This window comes from Burkholderia sp. BKH01, from assembly GCF_025685725.1.
GTDB lineage: Bacteria > Pseudomonadota > Gammaproteobacteria > Burkholderiales > Burkholderiaceae > Burkholderia > Burkholderia pyrrocinia_C.
Genome location: NZ_JAOTQT010000005.1, coordinates 151,304 through 169,268, shown reverse-complemented (window position 1 = coordinate 169,268; position 17,965 = coordinate 151,304). Strand labels below are relative to the sequence as shown.

Sequence of the window (17,965 nt, the reverse complement as noted above, 5' to 3'; positions counted from 1 at the left end):
CTATCGTCATCGATCAGGAAAATTCAGGTGTCTTAATAAAAATAATCTTGCCGTCGTGTAACTTGTGAAGGCGTGAATCGGAGGAATCCACGATCGATACAAGTCGATCTGGCGCCGGCACGCAGTAGCTTGTCATTCGATCATCGACGAAAAGAGGAGAATCACATGAACAAGTCCAGCCTGAGGCCGCTCGCACTCGCGGTACTGACCGGAGTCGTGCTGCTGGGTGCACCGGTCGCGTACGCACAGGATTCGGATGCTGCGCCGGCAGCGGCCACTGCCCCGATGTCGAAGCAGGAGTTGAAGGCGCAACGCAAAGCGCAGCGCAAGGAGGCTCGGCTGAAGCGGAACCAGGAACTGCGGACGCTCGAGAAGAACGGCTATCGCGTGAGCAAGGACGATCACTATCCTCAGAGCCTCCAAAGGGCGGAGCACAAAGCCGCAGAACAGAAAGCCGCCGCCGGCGCGTCCGCGCCCGGGCAATAACAATTCGATGCCGCATCTGCTCCGCTGCCAGGCGGGGCAGGTGACAGCGTCCGCCTGCACCTGCTTGCGCGCACCTCGTGCGCTCGCATCACGCAACCGTCGGGAAACGCGCGATGCTTCGGAGCGCTTTTATGCAAACGGTTGCGTTCCACAGGATACCCATTTTCATCGCCTGATTCCCGTGGATTAGGGTTAACGCTCTATCTGTCCGAGCAAATCGACGGGTACCATTGAATCAACTTATGCAAACGGTTGCATGGAGGATGTCATGGCGGAACAGGCGGTATTGGGTGCAATTACCGACGATCCCGCGTCCGTTACCGCGATCGTCAAGGCGGCGATGGCGGGAACCCGGGACGCTCGGCTGAAGGAGATCGTCAATGCATTGGTCGATCACGGGCATGCGTTCCTGAAGCAGGTGAAGCTGACGGACGAGGAGTTCGAGCGCGGTCTCTCGTTTCTCCGTGCCGCGGGGCACGCATGCAACGAGCGGCACAACGAGGTCGTGCTTCTGTCGGATGTCCTCGGTTTTTCGACGCTGGTCGCATTACTGAACAATTCCGACTCGACCGAACGCACGCCGGGCGCGTTGCTCGGGCCGTTCTATCGCGGTGGTTCGCCGGCCTACGAAGACGGCCAATCGATCGCAAGCCCGGGGTCGCCTGGCTCGCCTCTTTTCATGCGCGGTCGTGTGCTCGACGTGTCGGGGCGGCCGGTCGGGAACGCGGCGGTCGATGTGTGGCAAGCGTCGCCGGTCGGTCTCTACGAGAACCAGGACCCGAGCCAGCCTGACCGCAATTTGCGCGGCCGCCTTCATACCGATGCGCAGGGGCGGTTCAACTTTCGTACCGTGCGTCCCGCCGGTTACCCGGTGCCCGTCGATGGCCCCGTCGGCACGCTGCTCGAGGCGCAGAACCGCCATCCGTATCGGCCTGCTCACATCCACTTCGTGATCGTCGCGGAAGGTCATGCGACGCTGGTGTCGCAGGTGTTCGCCGATGATTCGGAGCATCTCGACTCGGACGTCGTGTTCGGTGTGAATCGTCGCCTCGTCGGCAATTTCGAACGCCATGACCCGCGGACGGGGCCGTACGCGGAAACGGGCGAAGTGTATTACACGCTCGATTTCGAGTTCATCATGGCCGACGGTACGCCGACGTACCCGACGCCGCCCATCGACTGAACAGGAGGCGTCAGTGTCACGTAATCTGAACGAAAAAGTCGCTGTCGTTCTCGGCGGTACCGGAGGGATCGGCGTCACGACCGCAATGCATTTCGCGGAAGCGGGCGCGCGTGTTGTCGTTGTCGGACGAAGCGACCTGGACGCCACGCAGCGCATCGCCGACAAACTGCCCGGCGAAGGACACTCGGCCGCGCTCGCGACGATCACCGACAGCGCGACGCTCGCCGCGCTCGCCGAGGATGTGCGCAAGCGTTACGGGCGAGCGGACATCCTGGTGAATGCCGCCGGCTTCACGAAGCCGGTTCGCCATGCGGACCTCGACGCGCTGACGGACGACCTGATCGACGAGATCATGAAAGTCAACTGGCGCGGCCAGTTCGCGGCAATTCGGGCATTTCGTGCGCTGCTCGACGAATCGGGCGACGGGCTCGTCGTCAATGTGTCGTCCATCGCGGGTACGACCGGCAATGGCAGCAATGTGGCGTACTGCGCCGCGAAAGCGGGCATCGACGTGATGGCGCTGTCGCTGGGCCGCGCACTTGCGCCGCGCATTCGCGTCGTGAACGTGTCTCCCGGCGTCGTGGATACGCAGTTCGTTCCCGGGCGCGGCGATGATTTCAACGAGAAGGCCGCCGCGACGACACCGCTACGCCGGATCGGCGCGCCGGACGATGTCGCTGCTGCCATCGTCGCCTGCGCGACGACGCTGACGTTCAGTACCGGCGCAACGATCGTCGTCGATGGTGGCCGCCGGCTGAACTGATTGCCTGGAGACCTTTCGATGCATGCTCGCAAGACCATCATTACGTGCGCCGTCACGGGCAACATCACGCGACCCGACCAGCATCCGGGCCTGCCGGTCACGCCCGCGCAGATAGCGAATGCTTCGCTCGAAGCCGCGCAGGCCGGCGCCGCCGTCGTACACATCCACGTTCGCGACCCGGCCACGGGCAGACCCTCGATGGACGTCGATCTCTATCGCGACGTCATGGCCCGGATTCGCGCGGTCGATCGCGAGTTGATCATCAACCTGACGACTGGTCCGGGCGGACGTTTCATTCCGAGCGACGACGATCCCAGGGTGGCCGCGCCGGGCACCACGCTTCTGCCGCCCGAAAAGCGTGTGGAACACATACTCGCGCTTAAACCGGACATCTGCAGCCTCGACCTGAACACGATGAATTCGGGAGGCGAGGTCGTGATCAACACCCCGAAGAACGTCACGCGGATGGCCGAGGTGATACGCCGGGCCGGCGTCAAGCCGGAGCTCGAGATCTTCGACTCCGGCGATATCCATCTGGCGCGGGACCTCATCGCGAGCGGCGTGCTCGACGGCCCCGGGCTCTGGACGTTCGTCAGCGGCGTCAAGTATGGCTTCACGGCGTCGCCGGAAACGCTGCTGTATGCGCGCGGCCTGTTGCCGCCGGGGGCGATATGGTCTGCGTTCGGGATCGGGCGTTTCGAGTTTCCGATCGTCGCGCAGGCGTGGCTCGCGGGCGGGCACGTGCGTGTCGGCCTCGAAGACAACATCTACATCGAGAAAGGTGTGCTCGCCGAGAGCAATGCGGCGCTTGTCGCGCGGGCGCGCGAGATCGTCACGCTGCTCGGTGGCGAGATCGCGTCAAGCCGCGACGCACGCGAATGCCTCGGCCTTGCATCCTGAGCGGAACCCGACGAACGACATTCAGAGCGACGCATGGCGCGGTGGCCCGACGGTTGCCGCGCCATGCGTCCGAATCGACATTTTCCAGGAATCAATCGAGCATGAAATGCATTCGCGTCCAGCAGAAAAGCGCTGATATCAGCGCGCTCGCACTGAGCATCGACACGCAGCCTGTCCCGACAATCGATACGACCGACTGCCTGATCGAGATCGAGAGCGCGGGCGTCAACCCGAGCGACGTGAAGGCCGTGCTCGGCTTCATGCCGCACGCGGTGTGGCCGCGCACGCCGGGCCGGGATTACGCGGGGCGCGTGATCGACGGTCCGCCGAACCTGATCGGCAAGGAGGTGTGGGGCAGCAGCGGCGAGCTCGGCATCCGGCGCGACGGCACCCACGCCAGCCATCTCGTCGTGCCGGCGCACAGTGTGCGCGAGAAACCGGCAAACCTGACGATGGACGAGGCGGGCTCGATCGGCGTACCGTTCGTCACCGCTTTCGAGGGCTTGCATCGTGCCGGCGGCGTGCGGCGCGGCGACGTCGTGCTCGTTCTGGGCGCAAACGGCAAGGTCGGGCAAGCGACCGTCCAGCTGGCGACCATGGCGGGGGCGGAGGTGATCGGTGTCGTGCGCGACGATCCGTCATACGTCGGGCACGCCACCGGCGACGTGACGATGATCAACGCGTCCGCGGAGCCATTCGACGAGCTCGTGCTCGAGATGACGGCCGGCCGTGGCGCAAACATCGTCTACAACACGGTCGGGAGCCCGTACTTCGAGCGTGCGAATCGCGCGATGGCCGTGCGCGGCACGCAAATCCTCATCTCGACGATCGAGCGTGCGGTGCCGTTCGACATCTTCGCGTTCTATCGCGGGCAGCACACCTACGTCGGGATCGACACGCTCGCGCTCGACACGCGACACTGCGCCGACGTCCTCGACGCGTTGTTGCCGTCATTCGAGCAGGGTTCGTTGAAGCCGTTCCCGATCGATGCCGGCTTCGTGTTCGACCTTGCGGATGCGGCGCACGCGTATCGGACGGTATTCGGCGGTACCGCGAACCGGGTGCTGCTCAAGCCATGAACGTCACGCGCTTTCGCGATGCGCCCGAATATTTCCCGCCGAATCATTTCGGGATGCAATGCGTGCGCCTGCAAGGACGAGAGGCTGGCCCGGCCGAATCGCTCTGGCTCGGCGTGTCGACGATCGAGCCGGGCGGGCACACGACGATGGACGGATCGGGCGTCGAGAAGCATTACGTCGTGCTGGAAGGTCGGGTGTGCGTAGACGCGGACGGTGTCGAAGTCGAATTGCAGGTGTTCGATTCGTGCCGCCTCGCGCCGGGCGAACGGCGTTCGCTGCATAACCGATCGGACCGTCCTGTCAGGATCCTGCTCGCGATGCCGTTCGCGCGCCCTCCGCGCGACTAGAGGCGAACGCAGGCCGGGTGGCGCAACGCCGCCCGCGCCTGCTCGATGCTGCCGCGAAAATCGGATGATCCGGCAAGCCGCAAGCCGTTCCGGTCAGGTTTCCGCGGGCCCGCAACCTTATATTGGTCTCGCCCGATTCGCACGTATGCGCGCAGACGGCAACGACCGTTTCGGTGGCTGGTCGATCGGCGCGAGGCGTCAGTTCGCGCGTGCCCGGCCGCCTGCCGCCCGAGGCGCACCCGTCGATCCGCGCACGATCAGTTCGGGCGGCAGCGTGATGCGCATCGGTGCCTTGCCCGGCGTCGTGATCATGCCGAGCAACAGGCGTGCGGCCTGGCGGCCCATCTCGCGATGCTGGATTCGGAGTGTGGTCAGTGACGGATTCAGCATGTCGAGCAGCGGCATATCGTTGTGCCCGATCAGCGAGATGTCCTTCGGGCACACGATCCGCCGCTCGGCAAACACGTCATAGCAGCCGAGCGCGATCAAATCGTTCGCCGCGATGATGGCGGTCACGCTGCGATGCGTGTCGAGCAACTGCGCGCATGCGACGCGCCCGGCTTCGCGCGTGAACTCGGCTGCTTCGACGACGACGTTGGCCGCAAGATGGTGCTGCTGGGTGGCGATCTGGAAGCCCTGCAGTCGCGACAGGCCGGTCGCGAGCCGTTCCGGCCCGGACAGGTGCGCGATGCGCGTATGCCCGAGCCCGACCAGATGCTCGACCGCGAGCCGCATCGACAGGAAGTCGTCGTTGACGACTTCGGGCACGTGGCCGCCGTCCTCACCGCGATTGACGAGCACGACCGGCACGCCGTCGAGGATGCAGCGCCGCACGAGCGGGTCGTGCCGCGCGGCGGTCGCGAGAATCAGGCCGTCCACCTGGCGTTCGAGCATCTGCTCGAGCATCCGCTCCTGGTTCTTGGGCTTGCCGACGATGTTCGCGATCAGCACGCCATAGCCTTCGGCCGCGAGCTCCTCCTCGATCCCGCAGACCATCGGCGGGAACACCGGGTTCGAGATGTCGGGCAGGCACACGCCGATCACCTTCGATTGCCCGCCGCGCAGTGCAGAGGCAAGCCGGTTCTGTCGATAGCCGAGCGATTTGGCCACGGCGAGCACGCGGCGCACGACCTCATCGCCGATCAGGTGGCGTGTGGCCGGATTGAGCACGCGCGACACCGTCGACGCATTGACGGATGCCGCCGCGGCGACTTCGCGAATCGTGACGCGGCCGGTGCCGCGCGTTTCGGAGGATTGGCTCATGGAACCTGCTGGTGAATAGGGATCCGATTGTATCGATGCAATGGGTTGCGATCAATGTTGCAGGTGAAACCCTAATGTTTTCAGCACTAAACCTCATTGACAGGGTAATTCCCTTGGGTAGGATGTGCATACGTTTGCATAAAGTGAATCACGTGGACGATGCGACCGGTCAAAGCGTTTCCAGCGCCGAAGTTGCCACCGGCGGTCGGGCACGCAGAAACCCGGGAAAAGACGGGTCGATTCAAAGGTGCGACATGTAACGCCGATGCGTTACCTGGCCACCTTTTGCCTGAATTCGTGCAAACGGTTGCGCGCTGTTGCCCAGGATGCCATGCCGGAAGGCGGCGTGGCCAATGTGAACGACGTACAGGAGCCAGTGGATGGAGACGAACCCTAAACCCGAACGGCCGCCGGCACGCAGACGGGCCGCGATGTGCATCGTCGCCGCGTCTGCGGCGGCGATCGGCATCTTCCATGGCGCGAGCGCGCTTGCGGCAAGCGAGACGATCGCCGCTTTCTACAAGAACCAGGTCGATCCGCATTTCGCGCTCGTTCGCGCCGGCGTCAACGCCGAGGCGAAGCAGCTCGGCGTGTCGGTCACGCACTACGTGCCGACCCGCCCGAACGACCTCGGCGAGCAACTGAGCGAGCTGGAAGACGTTGGCGTGAAGAAGCCGAACGCCGTGCTGTTCATGGGCGTGAATCCGCACGGCGTCGTGCCCGCGATCCAGAAGATCAACACGATCGGCATTCCGGTCGTCAACTACAACGATCGCGTGGCGGGCGGCAAGTTTTCGTCGGTCGTCGTCGCGGACGACTACAACCTCGGTCTCGACGTTGCGCGGTATCTGTTCAAGAGCCTCGGCGGCAAGGGCAATGTCGTGATCCTCGAAGGCGTTAAAGGCTCGACGACGAGCGACGAGCGCGTGCGCGGGTTCAGGAAGGCCCTTCAGGAATTCCCGGACGTTCACCTGCTGGCGTCGCAGCCGGCGAATTATCAGCGGTTGCAGGCGCTTCAGGTGATGGAGAACCTGATCCAGTCGAATCCGAAGATCGACGGCGTGCTGGCGGCCGCCGACGTGATGGCGATGGGCGCGATCGAAGCCCTCGAGGCGGCGGGCCAGAAACAGGTGAAGGTCGTCGGCATCGGCGGCGTGCCGGAGTCGGTCAAGGCGATCAAGGAAGGGCGCTTGCTTGCGACCGCCGAATTCAACGGCTTCAAGATGGGCTGCATCGCGACGATGGCCGCGGTCCGCGCGCTGCGGAAAGAACCCGTGCCCGATACGGTGCTGATCAAGGGCATCGTGATCGACAAGACGAACTACGCACCGTTCGAGCTACCGGGCGATCAGCGTCAATGCCCGGCGTGGAGCGACGTGGCCAGCAAGTGACGTGCGCGGCCGGGCGGGCCGTAGCGCGGTACGGCGCCCGGCTGTCGCGTAACGCGCGGCTGTTTACCGAACAGCACCGTGGAGATGAGTATGGAAACTTCGACCGGGCGCGTTCCGCGTCTCGAATTGCGCAAGATCTGCAAGAATTTTCCTGGCGTGGCTGCGCTGACCGACGTCGACCTCACGTTGTATCCCGGCGAGGTACACATGTTGCTCGGCGAGAACGGTGCCGGGAAATCGTCGCTGATGAAGGTGTTGTTCGGCGCTTACCGTGCCGATAGCGGCGAGATCCGATACGACGGCATGCCGGTCGTGATCGAATCGCCGGCTGACGCGAAGCGCCTGGGCATCGCGGTGATATTCCAGGAATTCTCGCTCGTGCCGCATCTGTCGATCGCGCAGAATATCTATCTCGGCCGCGAGCCTCGCAACCGCTTCGGCCTCGTCGATCACCGGCGCATGCATTCGGACGCGGCCGCCGTGCTCGCGCAACTCGGGCTCGCGTACGACACGCGCGCCCATGCGGCGGACCTGGGCGTTGCGCAGCAGCAGATGGTCGAGATCGCGAAAGCGCTGTCGCACGACGCGCGCGTGCTCGTGATGGACGAGCCGACCGCGGCCATCTCGGACCGGGAAGCCGACGCGCTGTTCACGGTCGTGCATCGGTTGCGCGACGCAGGCGTTGCGATCGTCTACATCTCGCACCGGATGAAGGAAGTGTTCGATCTCGGCGATCGCGTGACCGTCCTGCGCGACGGCCGCCTCGTTACCTCGATGCCGGCAGGCGAAGCGACCCCCGATCAGTTGATCGCGCTGATGGTCGGGCGCAAGGTCGGCGTGGTCTATGAGCGCCGTTATTTCGGCGCATGCGGCGAGATCGCGCTCGACGTGCGCGATCTGACGACGTCGACCGGTGTGAACGGGGTCGACATGCAGGTGCGCTGCGGCGAGATCGTTGGGTTGTCGGGCCTGGTCGGCGCCGGGCGGACCGAGGTCGCACGCGCGGTGATCGGCGCGGACCCGATCCAGGGCGGCCGCATCGAGATTTTCGGCAAGACGGTGTCGGGCGGCCCGCACGAGGTGGTCAAACGCGGCGTCGGCCTGATTCCGGAAAACCGCAAGCAGGAAGGTCTCGCACTGCGCCGCTCGGTGCACGAGAACCTGCTCGTGTCGAGCCTGTGGCACCTGTTCCCGAAGGGCTGGTATCGCCCGGCCCGTGCAACGCGAGCGACGCGCGACTTGATCGACATGCTGCGGATCGCACCGGGCGACCCGGCGAAGCGGGCGCGCAACCTGAGCGGCGGCAACCAGCAGAAGATCGTGATCGGCAAGTGGCTCAGTGCCGAGTGTCGGCTGTACATCTTCGACGAGCCGACGCGCGGCATCGATATCGGTGCGAAGACCGAAATTTTCAACCTGATCGAGCGGCTGGTCGAGGAGGGCGCGGCCGTCCTGCTGATCAGCTCGGAGCTGTCTGAGATCGTGCATGTTTGCGACCGCGCATACGTGATGCGTGGCGGCGCGATTTCGGGCGAACTGCAGCGTGAACAGTTGAGCGAGCAAAGCATTCTGGGTCTGGCAATGCACGGAGGTTGACGATGTCGGTTGAAACGAAACGTAATGGCGGGGACCCGGCAGCGCGGCGCAAACGGCCGCTGCCTTCGATCGTGTGGGCCAGCGTCGCGTTGGTCGCGGCGGCGGCTTTCGGCGTACAGGGTTTCGCGTCGCGCGCGAATCTGGTCGACATCGGCCTTCAGGTCTCGATCCTCGTGATGATCGCGATGCCGATGACCCTGGTGATCCTGAGCGAGGGGCTCGACCTGTCGGTCGGTGCGCTGCTGAGCCTCTGCGGCGTCGTATTCGCGCAGTTGCTCGGCGCCGGCGCAGGAATCGGTGCCGCGCTCGGCGCGGCCGCGGCGGTCGGTATCGCGATCGGCTTGCTGAACGGTACGCTCGTCGCGCGACTGGGGCTGCCACCGTTCGTCGTGACCCTCGGCACGCTCGGCGTCGCGCACGGTGTCGCGCTCGTGATGACCGACGGCAACGCGGTTGTCGTCGCGAATCCTGTTGTCGGTGCGCTTTACGGGTCGTCGGTACTCGGTGTTCCGTTCCCGATTGCCTGCGCGCTCGCGGCATACGCCGTCACGCATCTGCTTCTCTACCACACCCGGTTCGGCGCATACGTGTTCGCGATCGGCGGCAACCGCGACGCGCTCACGTTAGCGGGGGTCCGCGCCAGCTTCTATCACGTCGCGATCTACGTGATGAGCGGTCTGTTCGCGGGCCTTGCTGCGCTCCTGCTCGTCGGACGGATGAACGCGGCGGAGCCGAATGCGGCGATCGGCATGGAATTCGACGCAATCGCCGCGGTCGTTCTCGGCGGTACGTCGTTCGAGCGCGGGGAAGGGTGGTTGCCCGGCACGGCGATCGGCGTGTTGACGATCGGCGTGCTTCGCAACGCACTCAACCTGGTCGGCATCGAATCGTCGCTGCAGGTCGTGACGATCGGCTTGCTGGTTCTCGCGGTCGTCGTCATCGATAGTGTCCGCAAATCCCGCGTCGCAGGAGCGCAAGCATGACTACCCGGAATCAATCTCCGTTTGCCGTGATGCGCGTCATGGGCCTCGAGCATCGTGGTCGCTTGTCCGAAGACGCGACCGCACTGATCTATCGAGCGGTGTTTGTCGGTGCACTTGCCATCGCGCTCGGGTTCGCATCGGACAGTTTCGCTACGTCAGGAAACCTGTTGAATGTGCTGCGGCAGGCCAGTCTGATGTTCCTGCTTGCGTCCGGCCTCACGATCGTGATCCTGTCGGGCGGGTTCGACCTGTCCATCGCTGCGAACCTCACCCTTTCCGCGTGTCTGGCCGCGGGCGCGATGAAAGCAGGTGTGTCCCCGTGGTTCGCCGTCGCGATTGCGTTGTCATGCGGTGCGTCGATCGGGCTTCTGAACGGATTGGCGGTCACGCTCTTGCGGCTACCGCCGTTCCTCGCGACCTACGGGATGCTCTGGGTCGTGCAGGGGCTCGCATTTCACTACATGGGCGGCAACGAGATCTTCGGCTTCCCGGCCGGCTTTCGTGCCCTCGGTACCGGCTTCTGGTGGGGCGTGCCGATTCCCGTCTACATGATGCTGCTCGTGCTCGTCGTCGGCTCGGTCGTCACCGCGCGCCTGAACATCGGCCGCGAGATCTATGCGATCGGCGCGAATCCGGAAGTTGCGAGGCTGTCCGGGATTCCGGTGCGCCGCCGCCGGATTGCGGTCTACACGATCAGCGGCCTGATGGCAGGGATCACCGCGGTCGTCTATCTCGCACGCGTGAATGCGGCCGATTCGGCGATGGGCGATCCGATCCTGCTGCCTGCGATCGCGGCGATCCTGATCGGCGGTGCTTCGCTTTTCGGCGGAACTGGCACCTTGCTCGGCACGCTGCTTGGCTGCCTGACACTGGCGCTCGTCATCGACGGGATGAACCTGCTGAATCTCAATGCGAACCTGCAGCCGCTGGTCGTCGGCGTCGTGCTCCTGATCGCGGTGCTCACCGACGCGCTCGGGCGCCGGCATGCCGAGCGGGTCGGCTGACGGCCCGCAAGCAAGGTCTGCCCGACGAAAACAAAGAGACGATTTGACAAGCGGCGGGACTCTTCGGCGACGGTCACCGACCGAAGTGTCCTTAACATGAACTCCAGGTGATCGGCATCGCGCGATCCGGTTCAGGCGGGAAATCAAATCGGCTCTCGCTACCTTTCACTTCCGAAATGGCCATTGGAATGATTAGTTATACAGATTGAATAAGACATTCCGTTCGAAGGCATCCGGTATCGAAACACTGAAATGGAGGGGAAGACAGTGGTGGAGATGAAAAAAACAGCGATCGCGGCAGTGATCGGCGTGGTGTTGAGCGGATCGGCTTTCGCACAGAGCAGCATCACGCTCTCCGGGAAGATCGACAACGGCCTGACTTACGTGACGAACGAAGGCGGGCATCACAACTTCAAGATGGACAGCGGCGTGTTGTTCCCGAACCTCTGGATCATGTCGGGTGCGGAGGAACTGGGCGGCGGTTACCGGGCGGTGTTCAAGCTGTCGTCGCTGTACAACCTGAACAACGGGCAGTTGAATCAGCCCAATACGTTGTTCGGGCAACAGGCGTATGTCGGCGTACAGACACCCTACGGCGTGATCACGCTGGGCAAGCAGTTCGACTTCACCGCCGAATTCCTCGCGCCGCTCAACGTCAGTTCTGCCGGCAGCGGCTATGCGATTCACCTCGGCGATTTCGACCGCACGAACAACGATCGGCTGACGAACTCGATCAAGTACATGAGCCCGACGTGGGGTGGATTCCAGTTCGGTGCGATGTACGGGTTCAGCAATACCCCCGGCAGCTTCCACGACGGCAGCGGCTGGAGCGCCGGTTTGCAGTACACGAACGGGCCGCTGACGCTCGCGACGATGTACACGTTCGTCGCAACGCCGACGATCGATCCATACGCGCAGATCGGTGTGCATTCGTTCTTCGGCCTTCCCGTTGCGACCGGGTCGGGCGACAGCGTCACCGACACGGCGCCGTCTTTCCAGATCCGCTCGCTCGGCACGCTCGGTGTCGGCGGTTCGTACGCGATCGGCAACGTCACGCTGTACGCGGACTACACCAATACGGTGTTGAAGTTCCAGGACGCGAAGTCGGTCATGAACGTCTACGAAGGCGGTGCGACGTGGCAGGTGACCCCCGCGTTCCAGCTCGTCGGCGGCTATCAGCACACGAGCTTCGAAGCGCACGCGTGGAATCAGGTCACCGCCGCGGCGTTGTATTCGCTGTCGAAGCGCACGACGGTCTACTTGTCGTCCGATTACCTGAAGGCATCCGCGGGCGTGGATGCGGTGATCGGCGCGAGCTTCGCGCCGGCGCCGACCGGCCATCAGGCGGACATCCGGGTCGGCCTCGCACACACGTTCTGACCATATCGAGCGGCGGTTCGCCGACAGGGTGCCGGCAAACCGCGAAAGCTTCGCGTCCCGGTTCGTACCGGGTCTATCGATGAGTACCAGGAGGAGTCAAAGATGAAACAAGCCTATGTCGCATTCGCAATGATGAGCCTGACGGCCGCCGCTGCCGTTGCGTGGGGAGCCGATGCCGCTGGTGGCGGCCCGAAGTTGATTACGACCATTCCGGTCACGAGCGAAAAGCCGTTCGGTTTCGATATCAGCGCAGCGTCGGACGGCAACTACTACCTCGCTGACGGTGCGAACGGGACACTCGACGTATTCGACGCGACCACGATGAAGCTCCGCGATCGGATCAAGGCCGATTTCGCGGGTATCGGTCCGACGCACGAAAAGTCGGGCCCGTCAGGCGTGCTGCCGATTCCCGGCACGTCGTTGGTGTATGTGGGCGACGTGAACGCCGTCAAGGTGATCGACGTCGCGTCGAAGCAACTCGTCAAGCGCATCGAGGTCAGCTCGTCGGGCATTCGTGCGGACGAGGGCTGCCTCGCCCCCAAGCATCATGTCGCGATGTTCTCGAGCGGTGCCGAGCAGCCCCCGTTCGTGACCTTCATCAATACCGACACGCATTCGGTGATCGCGAAGATGCCGCTCGCGGATTCGACCGGCCTCGAGGCGTGCGAGTTCGACCCGAAGAACGACAACTTCGTGCTGAACAACGACGGGACGAAGGCCAACCCCAAGGGCGAGGTCGACCTGATTCCGGTGAAGTCGGTGCTCGAGGGCAAGCCGACCGTTCAGGCCGCGTTCAAGCTCAAGGGCTGCGAAAGCCCGAGCGGTCTCGCGCTCGGGCCGGGCAACGATGCGCTGATCGGCTGCGATCCCGACGAAGGCGGCAAGCAGACGACGCTGATCATCGACCGGACGAACGGCACGCCGCTCGCGCAAATCCCGTTCGGCGGCGCCGACGAGGTGGCCTACGACATGGTTTCGAATCGCTACTTCCTGGCCGGCGGCCACCACTCGGCGGACAACGTATCGCGGGTTGGTGCGAAGGACGCGAAGTTCGACCCGTCCCTCGGGATCATCGACGCAAGCACCCGCAGCCTCGTCGCGATCGTTCCGACCGGCAAGTTCTCGCATTCGGTCGCAGTCGACAGTGCGTCGCATCACGTTTTCGTTCCGTACGGTGCCGGCTCGTCCGCGCAGTTCCCGGGAACCGGTGTCGCGGTGTTCGCGACGGAGTAAGGGCTCCAGTGCGGTGATTTTCCGCGGGAGATGGGCTCCCGCGGATTTTTTGAGCATCGCTCCCTACCGCTGCGTGACACCGAATATCGGACGCGAAGGTAGATCGCGAGGCCGGATGGCCGAGCCATACAGCTTGGCCGGACAGATGCCGGGACTCGGGCGTACGCGGTGAAGTGGAGTCAGGAGATGGAAGTGACATTCAGGTTACGGGTTCGGTGGTTGCTGAAGCTGGTGGGCGTTTGGGCCGGATTCGCCGGCGCGATGCACGCTTCGTTCGCCGAAGACACACACGGCAACGTCGCGATGCCGGCCTATGTTCTGAGCTATGCACAAACGCAGGCACTGCTCTCGCTCGCAATCGCCGAGGCCAACGCACGGCACCTTGCGATGGGCTTCGCCGTCGTCGATCCCGGCGGTCATCTGCTCGCCGCGGTGCGGATGGACGGTGCGTCGTTTTCGAGTATCGACTTCGCACGCGGCAAGGCATTCGCGTCCGTCGCGCTCGGCGGCCAATCCGGCGTCACGCTCGAACATCGCTACCGCGACGATCCGTCCGAGTACAGCAACATGTCCGGCGCCGGTTATTACGCGCCGTTCCTGCCCGGCCGCGGCACGTTCCCCGTGTTCATGAACGGTCATCTGCTCGGCGCGATCGGCGCCGCCGGCGCGCCGTCCGAGACCGACGATCAGGTGGTGCTGAAGGCGATCGCCGGGCTCGGCGCTCAATCCGCGCGTTGAACGCGCATTGTCCTTAAAACCAGGTCTGGAAGACGTATGAGACACAACATGAAAATGGAACACTCGGGCGACACCCCGGCAAGTGACATGGAGACGAGCGGTGCGGTAACGATGGACGGAACCGCGCAATGCCGCCGCACCATGCTGAAGCTCGGCTTCGGCGCGATCGCCGCAGGTTTCGTCGGCGTCGCACGCGCGCAAACGGCGGCCCCGAAGGCGCACGCAGCCACGATGCGTGTGTTGCCGGGCGGTAAAACGGTGAAGCTCGTGCCGTCGTGGAAAACAGTGCAGGTCGGTCAAATGACACCGGATGCCGAGGCGGCGGCGTCGATCCGGTCCGGTGACACGGTCTGGTACGACGGCACGTGGACCAACTGGGGCAATGAAGCGAAGTACGGGATGGGATTCAAGGAGCGCGAGCCTATCCGCAAGAAATATCCGAACGGCGCCTTCTCGTTGATCGGACCCGTGGAGATCGAGGGCGCTGAACCCGGTGACGTTGTCGAATGCCGCATGCTGAAGATGCGACCGATCGACTGGGGCTGGAACTCCGCGCCTCCGGGCGTCGGCGCACTGCCCGGCGATTTCGGTCCGTATCTTCGTTACCTGAAGTTCGACGACGCGCGCACTTACGCGTCGTACGTACCGGGCGTGCAGATTCCGCTGAAGCCGTTTCAGGCGTATCTCGGCACCCAGCCGCCCGGTGACCGCGTGACAAGCGCGAACTTCGCCGGTAGCTACGGCGGCAATCTCGACTGCGCCGTGCTCGGCGTCGGGACGTCGGTATTCCTGCCCGTGCAGGTCGCCGGCGCACGCGTGTGGACGGGCGGTTCGATGGGCGCATCGGGCGAGGGCAATGTCGATCAGACGTCGATCGAATCCGCATTCGAGGAGATGCGGATCCAGTTCCTGCTCCACAAGCGATCGTCGCTCAACGGCCCGATGGCCGAGACCCCGGAGCACTGGATCGGCTTCGGTTTCGCCAATAGCCTCGACGACGCACTCGTTTCGTGCATTCGTCAAACGATCGGCTGGATGTCGTCGGCCACCGGGATTGCGGCGGTCGATTGCTACGGCATCCTGAGTGTAGCCGGGAGCTTCCGGATCACGCAGTATGCGCGCCAGACCGGCACCGTCTACAAGACGGAACCGCCGAAAGGCGTGCACTGCATGGTGCCGAAGAAAATTTTCTCCGCCGAGATGCTGCGGCGCCTGTCGGATTCCGTGCGCGCGTAGGCGCACGTTTTTTTCGGCTTTGGAACGGGCGGCCGCACGGGCCGGGTTCGCGCTTCGCGGCGAACCGGACCGCGTGCGCCGCAGGAGGTTGCGTAGTGAAACTGAATGATCAAAATACCGCAGTCGACGCCGGCATGCCGACGGTCGGCGGAATGAGCCGGGCAGTCGCGCTGCTCGTTTGCTTTCTCGTCGTCGTGCTCGACGGCTTCAACACGACGTCGATATCGTTCGTCGTTCCGACGCTGGCTCGGGACTGGCATCTCGCACCGGCTGCATTCACGCCGGTTTTCGTCGCAACGAATGTCGGCGCGGCGATCGGCTTCATCGTCACGGGCTCGCTCGCCAATCGCTTCGGACATCGTGCGGTCGGGCTGGCCAGCGTCGCGCTGTTCGGCGGCTGTACGCTGCTGACGACGTCGGCAAGCAGCGTGGCGCTGCTGTCGGCGCTGCGTGTCCTGGCGGCGATCGGCCTGGGTGCGGCGCTGCCGATCGCGATCACCGCGTCGGCGACGATCATCGGCGCGAAGCACAAGGTGGCCGCGTCGGTGCTGGTGACGACCGGGATGTCGGTCGGCGCCGTGACCGGGGGGCTGATCGGCGGCCCGCTGATGCACCGCTTCGGCTGGCAGTCGGTGTTCCTGATCGGCGGCGTATTGCCGTTCGCGGTCGCGCCGGCGTTTTTCCGGATCCTGCCCGCGCCCGCATCCACGGCAACGGATACACAGCATCCGGAGCAGCCGGTGGCGAGCCCGGTGCGTGCGCTGTTCGCTGACGGACGCGCGGGCTATACCGGCGTGCTGTGGCTGTTTTCGTTCCTGATCTTCATGGACGTCTATGCACTGTTGTTCTGGCTTCCGACCATGCTCCTCTCGTTCGGCTTTTCGCTCGATCGAGCACCGGCCGGCATGGCCGCGTTCAGTGTCGGCGGATTGAGCGGCAACCTGCTGATGACGGCTGTGGTGACGGCGATGACGGTTTCGGGGAGGTTGCGCGTTAAGTCGGCGCTGGCGGTGGGGATCGTCGGCGTGATCGCCGGCATTGCGGCGCTGAGTCAGGCCGCGTTGTCGCCGTCGACCGTGCTGCTGTCGATCGGCGTGATCGGCGCGGGGCTTGTGAACGGAATCATGGGGCAGACGGCGCTTGCGGTCGCGTTTTATCCGCCGGGTATCCGCGCGACCGGAGTCGGCTGGGGGCATGCAATCGGGCGGATCGGTTCGTTCGTCGGCCCTGCGATCGGCGGGGCGCTGCTCGCGACAGGCTGGAATTCGCGCGACATCGTGCTCGTCGCCGTGGTGCCGGCAATCGCCGCGATCGCTGCGCTCGGCGTGCTGGCGATCGTCGGCCGCCGTGCGGCCAGTCGCGAACCGGCCGCCGGCGGCGCGCCGGCCGCGCACTGAATCGTTATCGACACGTCTTCCTGGAAACTTGCGGAATCACGCTCAATCATGAAAATCATTGCTTACTCGGACGCGGGCCATCAAGCGCTCGGCGTCGTCACCAGCGATACGCATTTCGTCCCCGTCGCGGAAATCGCACCGGATCTGCCGACGAATCTGATCGAGATTCTCGAGATGAACGGCGGGCTCGAACGCCTGCGCGAATCGGCCACCGGCAAGACCGGCAATCGACTGCTCGCGTCCGTGACGCTGAAGCCGTTCCTCGGCAGGCCGAACGCGATGTGGGCGCTCGCGCTGAACTTCAAGAGCCATATCGCCGAGACGGGCCTGCAAACGAATCCCGACTATCCGCATCTGTTCCTGCGCACGGCCGCGTCGTACGTCGGCGCGGGTGAGCCGATCGTCGCGCCGCCCGAAGCGGTCGCACGCGCATTCGACTACGAGGGCGAGCTTGGCGTGATCATCGGCAAGCCGGGGCGCTACATCCCCGTCGAGCGCGCGCTCGAATACGTCGCCGGCTACACGTGCCTCAATGAGGGCTCGGTGCGCGAGTACCAGGTGCACAACCGGCAATTCGGCCTCGGGAAATGTTTCGAAGCGTCGGGGTCTTACGGCCCATGGCTGATGACGTCGGACGAGTTCGGCGACCCGGCGAAGCACACGGTGCTCACGCGTATCAATGGCGTCGTCCGGCAGCGCGCGCCCCTCGACGACATGCTGATCGACGTCGCGCGCACGGTCAGCTACCTGAGCCGCGGCTATCGGTTGCGACCCGGCGACCTGATCGCGATGGGGACGCCGGGCGCGCTGAAGCCGGAGCCGGACGACGTGGAAGGGAATGACCTGTCGCGACAGTACGGGCCGTTTCCGACGCCGGGTCTCGTGCACATGCGCCCGGGCGACTGGGTCGAAATCGAGATCGACGGGCTGGGCGTGCTGGCAAATCCGGTGATTGCCGATCCGTCCGACCTGTTGGCCTGACCTGC

At 64.5% G+C, this 17,965-nt stretch carries 17 protein-coding genes; 16 read left to right on the top strand and 1 reads right to left on the bottom strand.

Features of this window, described 5'->3' with window-relative positions:
* Positions 1 to 165: 165 nt before the first annotated feature.
* From OEJ37_RS10690 to OEJ37_RS10665, 6 genes are all read left to right on the top strand, one after another.
* Entirely contained in the window at positions 166 to 486 is a 321-nt protein-coding gene (locus OEJ37_RS10690; RefSeq protein ID WP_174417521.1) for a hypothetical protein, read from the top strand.
* Positions 487 to 754: 268 nt separating this feature from the next.
* Positions 755 to 1,669: a dioxygenase gene (locus OEJ37_RS10685; RefSeq protein ID WP_244130701.1), complete on the top strand. Its 915-nt coding sequence runs from the start codon at positions 755 to 757 to the stop codon at positions 1,667 to 1,669.
* On the top strand, positions 1,557 to 2,432 hold the full coding sequence (locus tag OEJ37_RS10680) for an SDR family NAD(P)-dependent oxidoreductase (RefSeq protein WP_263344237.1): 876 nt from the start codon (positions 1,557 to 1,559) through the stop codon (positions 2,430 to 2,432). The genes OEJ37_RS10685 and OEJ37_RS10680 overlap by 113 nt, the downstream gene beginning before the upstream one ends.
* Before the next feature lie 18 nt (positions 2,433 to 2,450).
* Positions 2,451 to 3,332 (top strand): 3-keto-5-aminohexanoate cleavage protein, encoded by an 882-nt coding sequence (locus tag OEJ37_RS10675; protein ID WP_175918437.1) that lies wholly within the window; start codon positions 2,451 to 2,453, stop codon positions 3,330 to 3,332.
* 101 nt (positions 3,333 to 3,433) lie between these two features.
* A complete protein-coding gene (locus OEJ37_RS10670; RefSeq protein ID WP_174417517.1) occupies positions 3,434 to 4,411 on the top strand; it encodes a zinc-binding alcohol dehydrogenase family protein in 978 nt (325 codons plus the stop codon).
* Positions 4,408 to 4,758 carry a cupin domain-containing protein gene (locus tag OEJ37_RS10665; RefSeq protein ID WP_174417516.1) on the top strand — a complete coding sequence of 117 codons (351 nt, stop codon included), beginning with the start codon at positions 4,408 to 4,410 and terminating at the stop codon, positions 4,756 to 4,758. Before OEJ37_RS10670 ends, OEJ37_RS10665 begins: the two co-directional genes overlap by 4 nt.
* A 198-nt stretch (positions 4,759 to 4,956) precedes the next feature.
* Here the strand turns inward: OEJ37_RS10665 and OEJ37_RS10660 are convergent, their stop codons facing one another.
* On the bottom strand, positions 4,957 to 6,021 hold the full coding sequence (locus OEJ37_RS10660) for a LacI family DNA-binding transcriptional regulator (RefSeq protein ID WP_174417515.1): 1,065 nt from the start codon (positions 6,019 to 6,021) through the stop codon (positions 4,957 to 4,959).
* Between the two features lie 380 nt (positions 6,022 to 6,401).
* Here OEJ37_RS10660 and OEJ37_RS10655 point away from each other — a divergent pair, with 380 nt between their 5' ends.
* From OEJ37_RS10655 to OEJ37_RS10610, 10 genes are all read left to right on the top strand, one after another.
* The gene (locus tag OEJ37_RS10655) at positions 6,402 to 7,412 is read left to right on the top strand and encodes a sugar ABC transporter substrate-binding protein (RefSeq protein ID WP_263344236.1); all 1,011 of its coding nucleotides are present in this window, start codon (positions 6,402 to 6,404) and stop codon (positions 7,410 to 7,412) included.
* Positions 7,413 to 7,502: 90 nt separating this feature from the next.
* Positions 7,503 to 9,008, top strand: a complete 1,506-nt coding sequence (locus OEJ37_RS10650; protein WP_208457646.1) for a sugar ABC transporter ATP-binding protein — start codon at positions 7,503 to 7,505, stop codon at positions 9,006 to 9,008.
* Between the two features lie 2 nt (positions 9,009 to 9,010).
* A complete protein-coding gene (locus tag OEJ37_RS10645; RefSeq protein WP_263344234.1) occupies positions 9,011 to 9,991 on the top strand; it encodes an ABC transporter permease in 981 nt (326 codons plus the stop codon).
* The gene (locus OEJ37_RS10640; RefSeq protein WP_263344233.1) at positions 9,988 to 10,995 is read left to right on the top strand and encodes an ABC transporter permease; all 1,008 of its coding nucleotides are present in this window, start codon (positions 9,988 to 9,990) and stop codon (positions 10,993 to 10,995) included. Before OEJ37_RS10645 ends, OEJ37_RS10640 begins: the two co-directional genes overlap by 4 nt.
* 276 nt (positions 10,996 to 11,271) lie before the next feature.
* A complete protein-coding gene (locus OEJ37_RS10635) occupies positions 11,272 to 12,375 on the top strand; it encodes a porin (RefSeq protein ID WP_175944168.1) in 1,104 nt (367 codons plus the stop codon).
* A 102-nt stretch (positions 12,376 to 12,477) separates the two neighbouring features.
* Positions 12,478 to 13,608 carry a YncE family protein gene (locus OEJ37_RS10630; RefSeq protein ID WP_263344231.1) on the top strand — a complete coding sequence of 377 codons (1,131 nt, stop codon included), beginning with the start codon at positions 12,478 to 12,480 and terminating at the stop codon, positions 13,606 to 13,608.
* 186 nt (positions 13,609 to 13,794) lie between these two features.
* The gene (locus tag OEJ37_RS10625; RefSeq protein ID WP_263344230.1) at positions 13,795 to 14,346 is read left to right on the top strand and encodes a GlcG/HbpS family heme-binding protein; all 552 of its coding nucleotides are present in this window, start codon (positions 13,795 to 13,797) and stop codon (positions 14,344 to 14,346) included.
* Positions 14,347 to 14,394: 48 nt separating this feature from the next.
* Positions 14,395 to 15,582, top strand: coding sequence for an acetamidase/formamidase family protein (locus tag OEJ37_RS10620; protein ID WP_263344229.1), 1,188 nt, complete (start codon positions 14,395 to 14,397; stop codon positions 15,580 to 15,582).
* Between the two features lie 134 nt (positions 15,583 to 15,716).
* The gene (locus tag OEJ37_RS10615) at positions 15,717 to 16,979 is read left to right on the top strand and encodes an MFS transporter (protein ID WP_317891531.1); all 1,263 of its coding nucleotides are present in this window, start codon (positions 15,717 to 15,719) and stop codon (positions 16,977 to 16,979) included.
* A 48-nt stretch (positions 16,980 to 17,027) separates the two neighbouring features.
* Positions 17,028 to 17,960: a fumarylacetoacetate hydrolase family protein gene (locus OEJ37_RS10610; RefSeq protein ID WP_174417506.1), complete on the top strand. Its 933-nt coding sequence runs from the start codon at positions 17,028 to 17,030 to the stop codon at positions 17,958 to 17,960.
* The last annotated feature ends 5 nt before the right edge of the window (positions 17,961 to 17,965 follow it).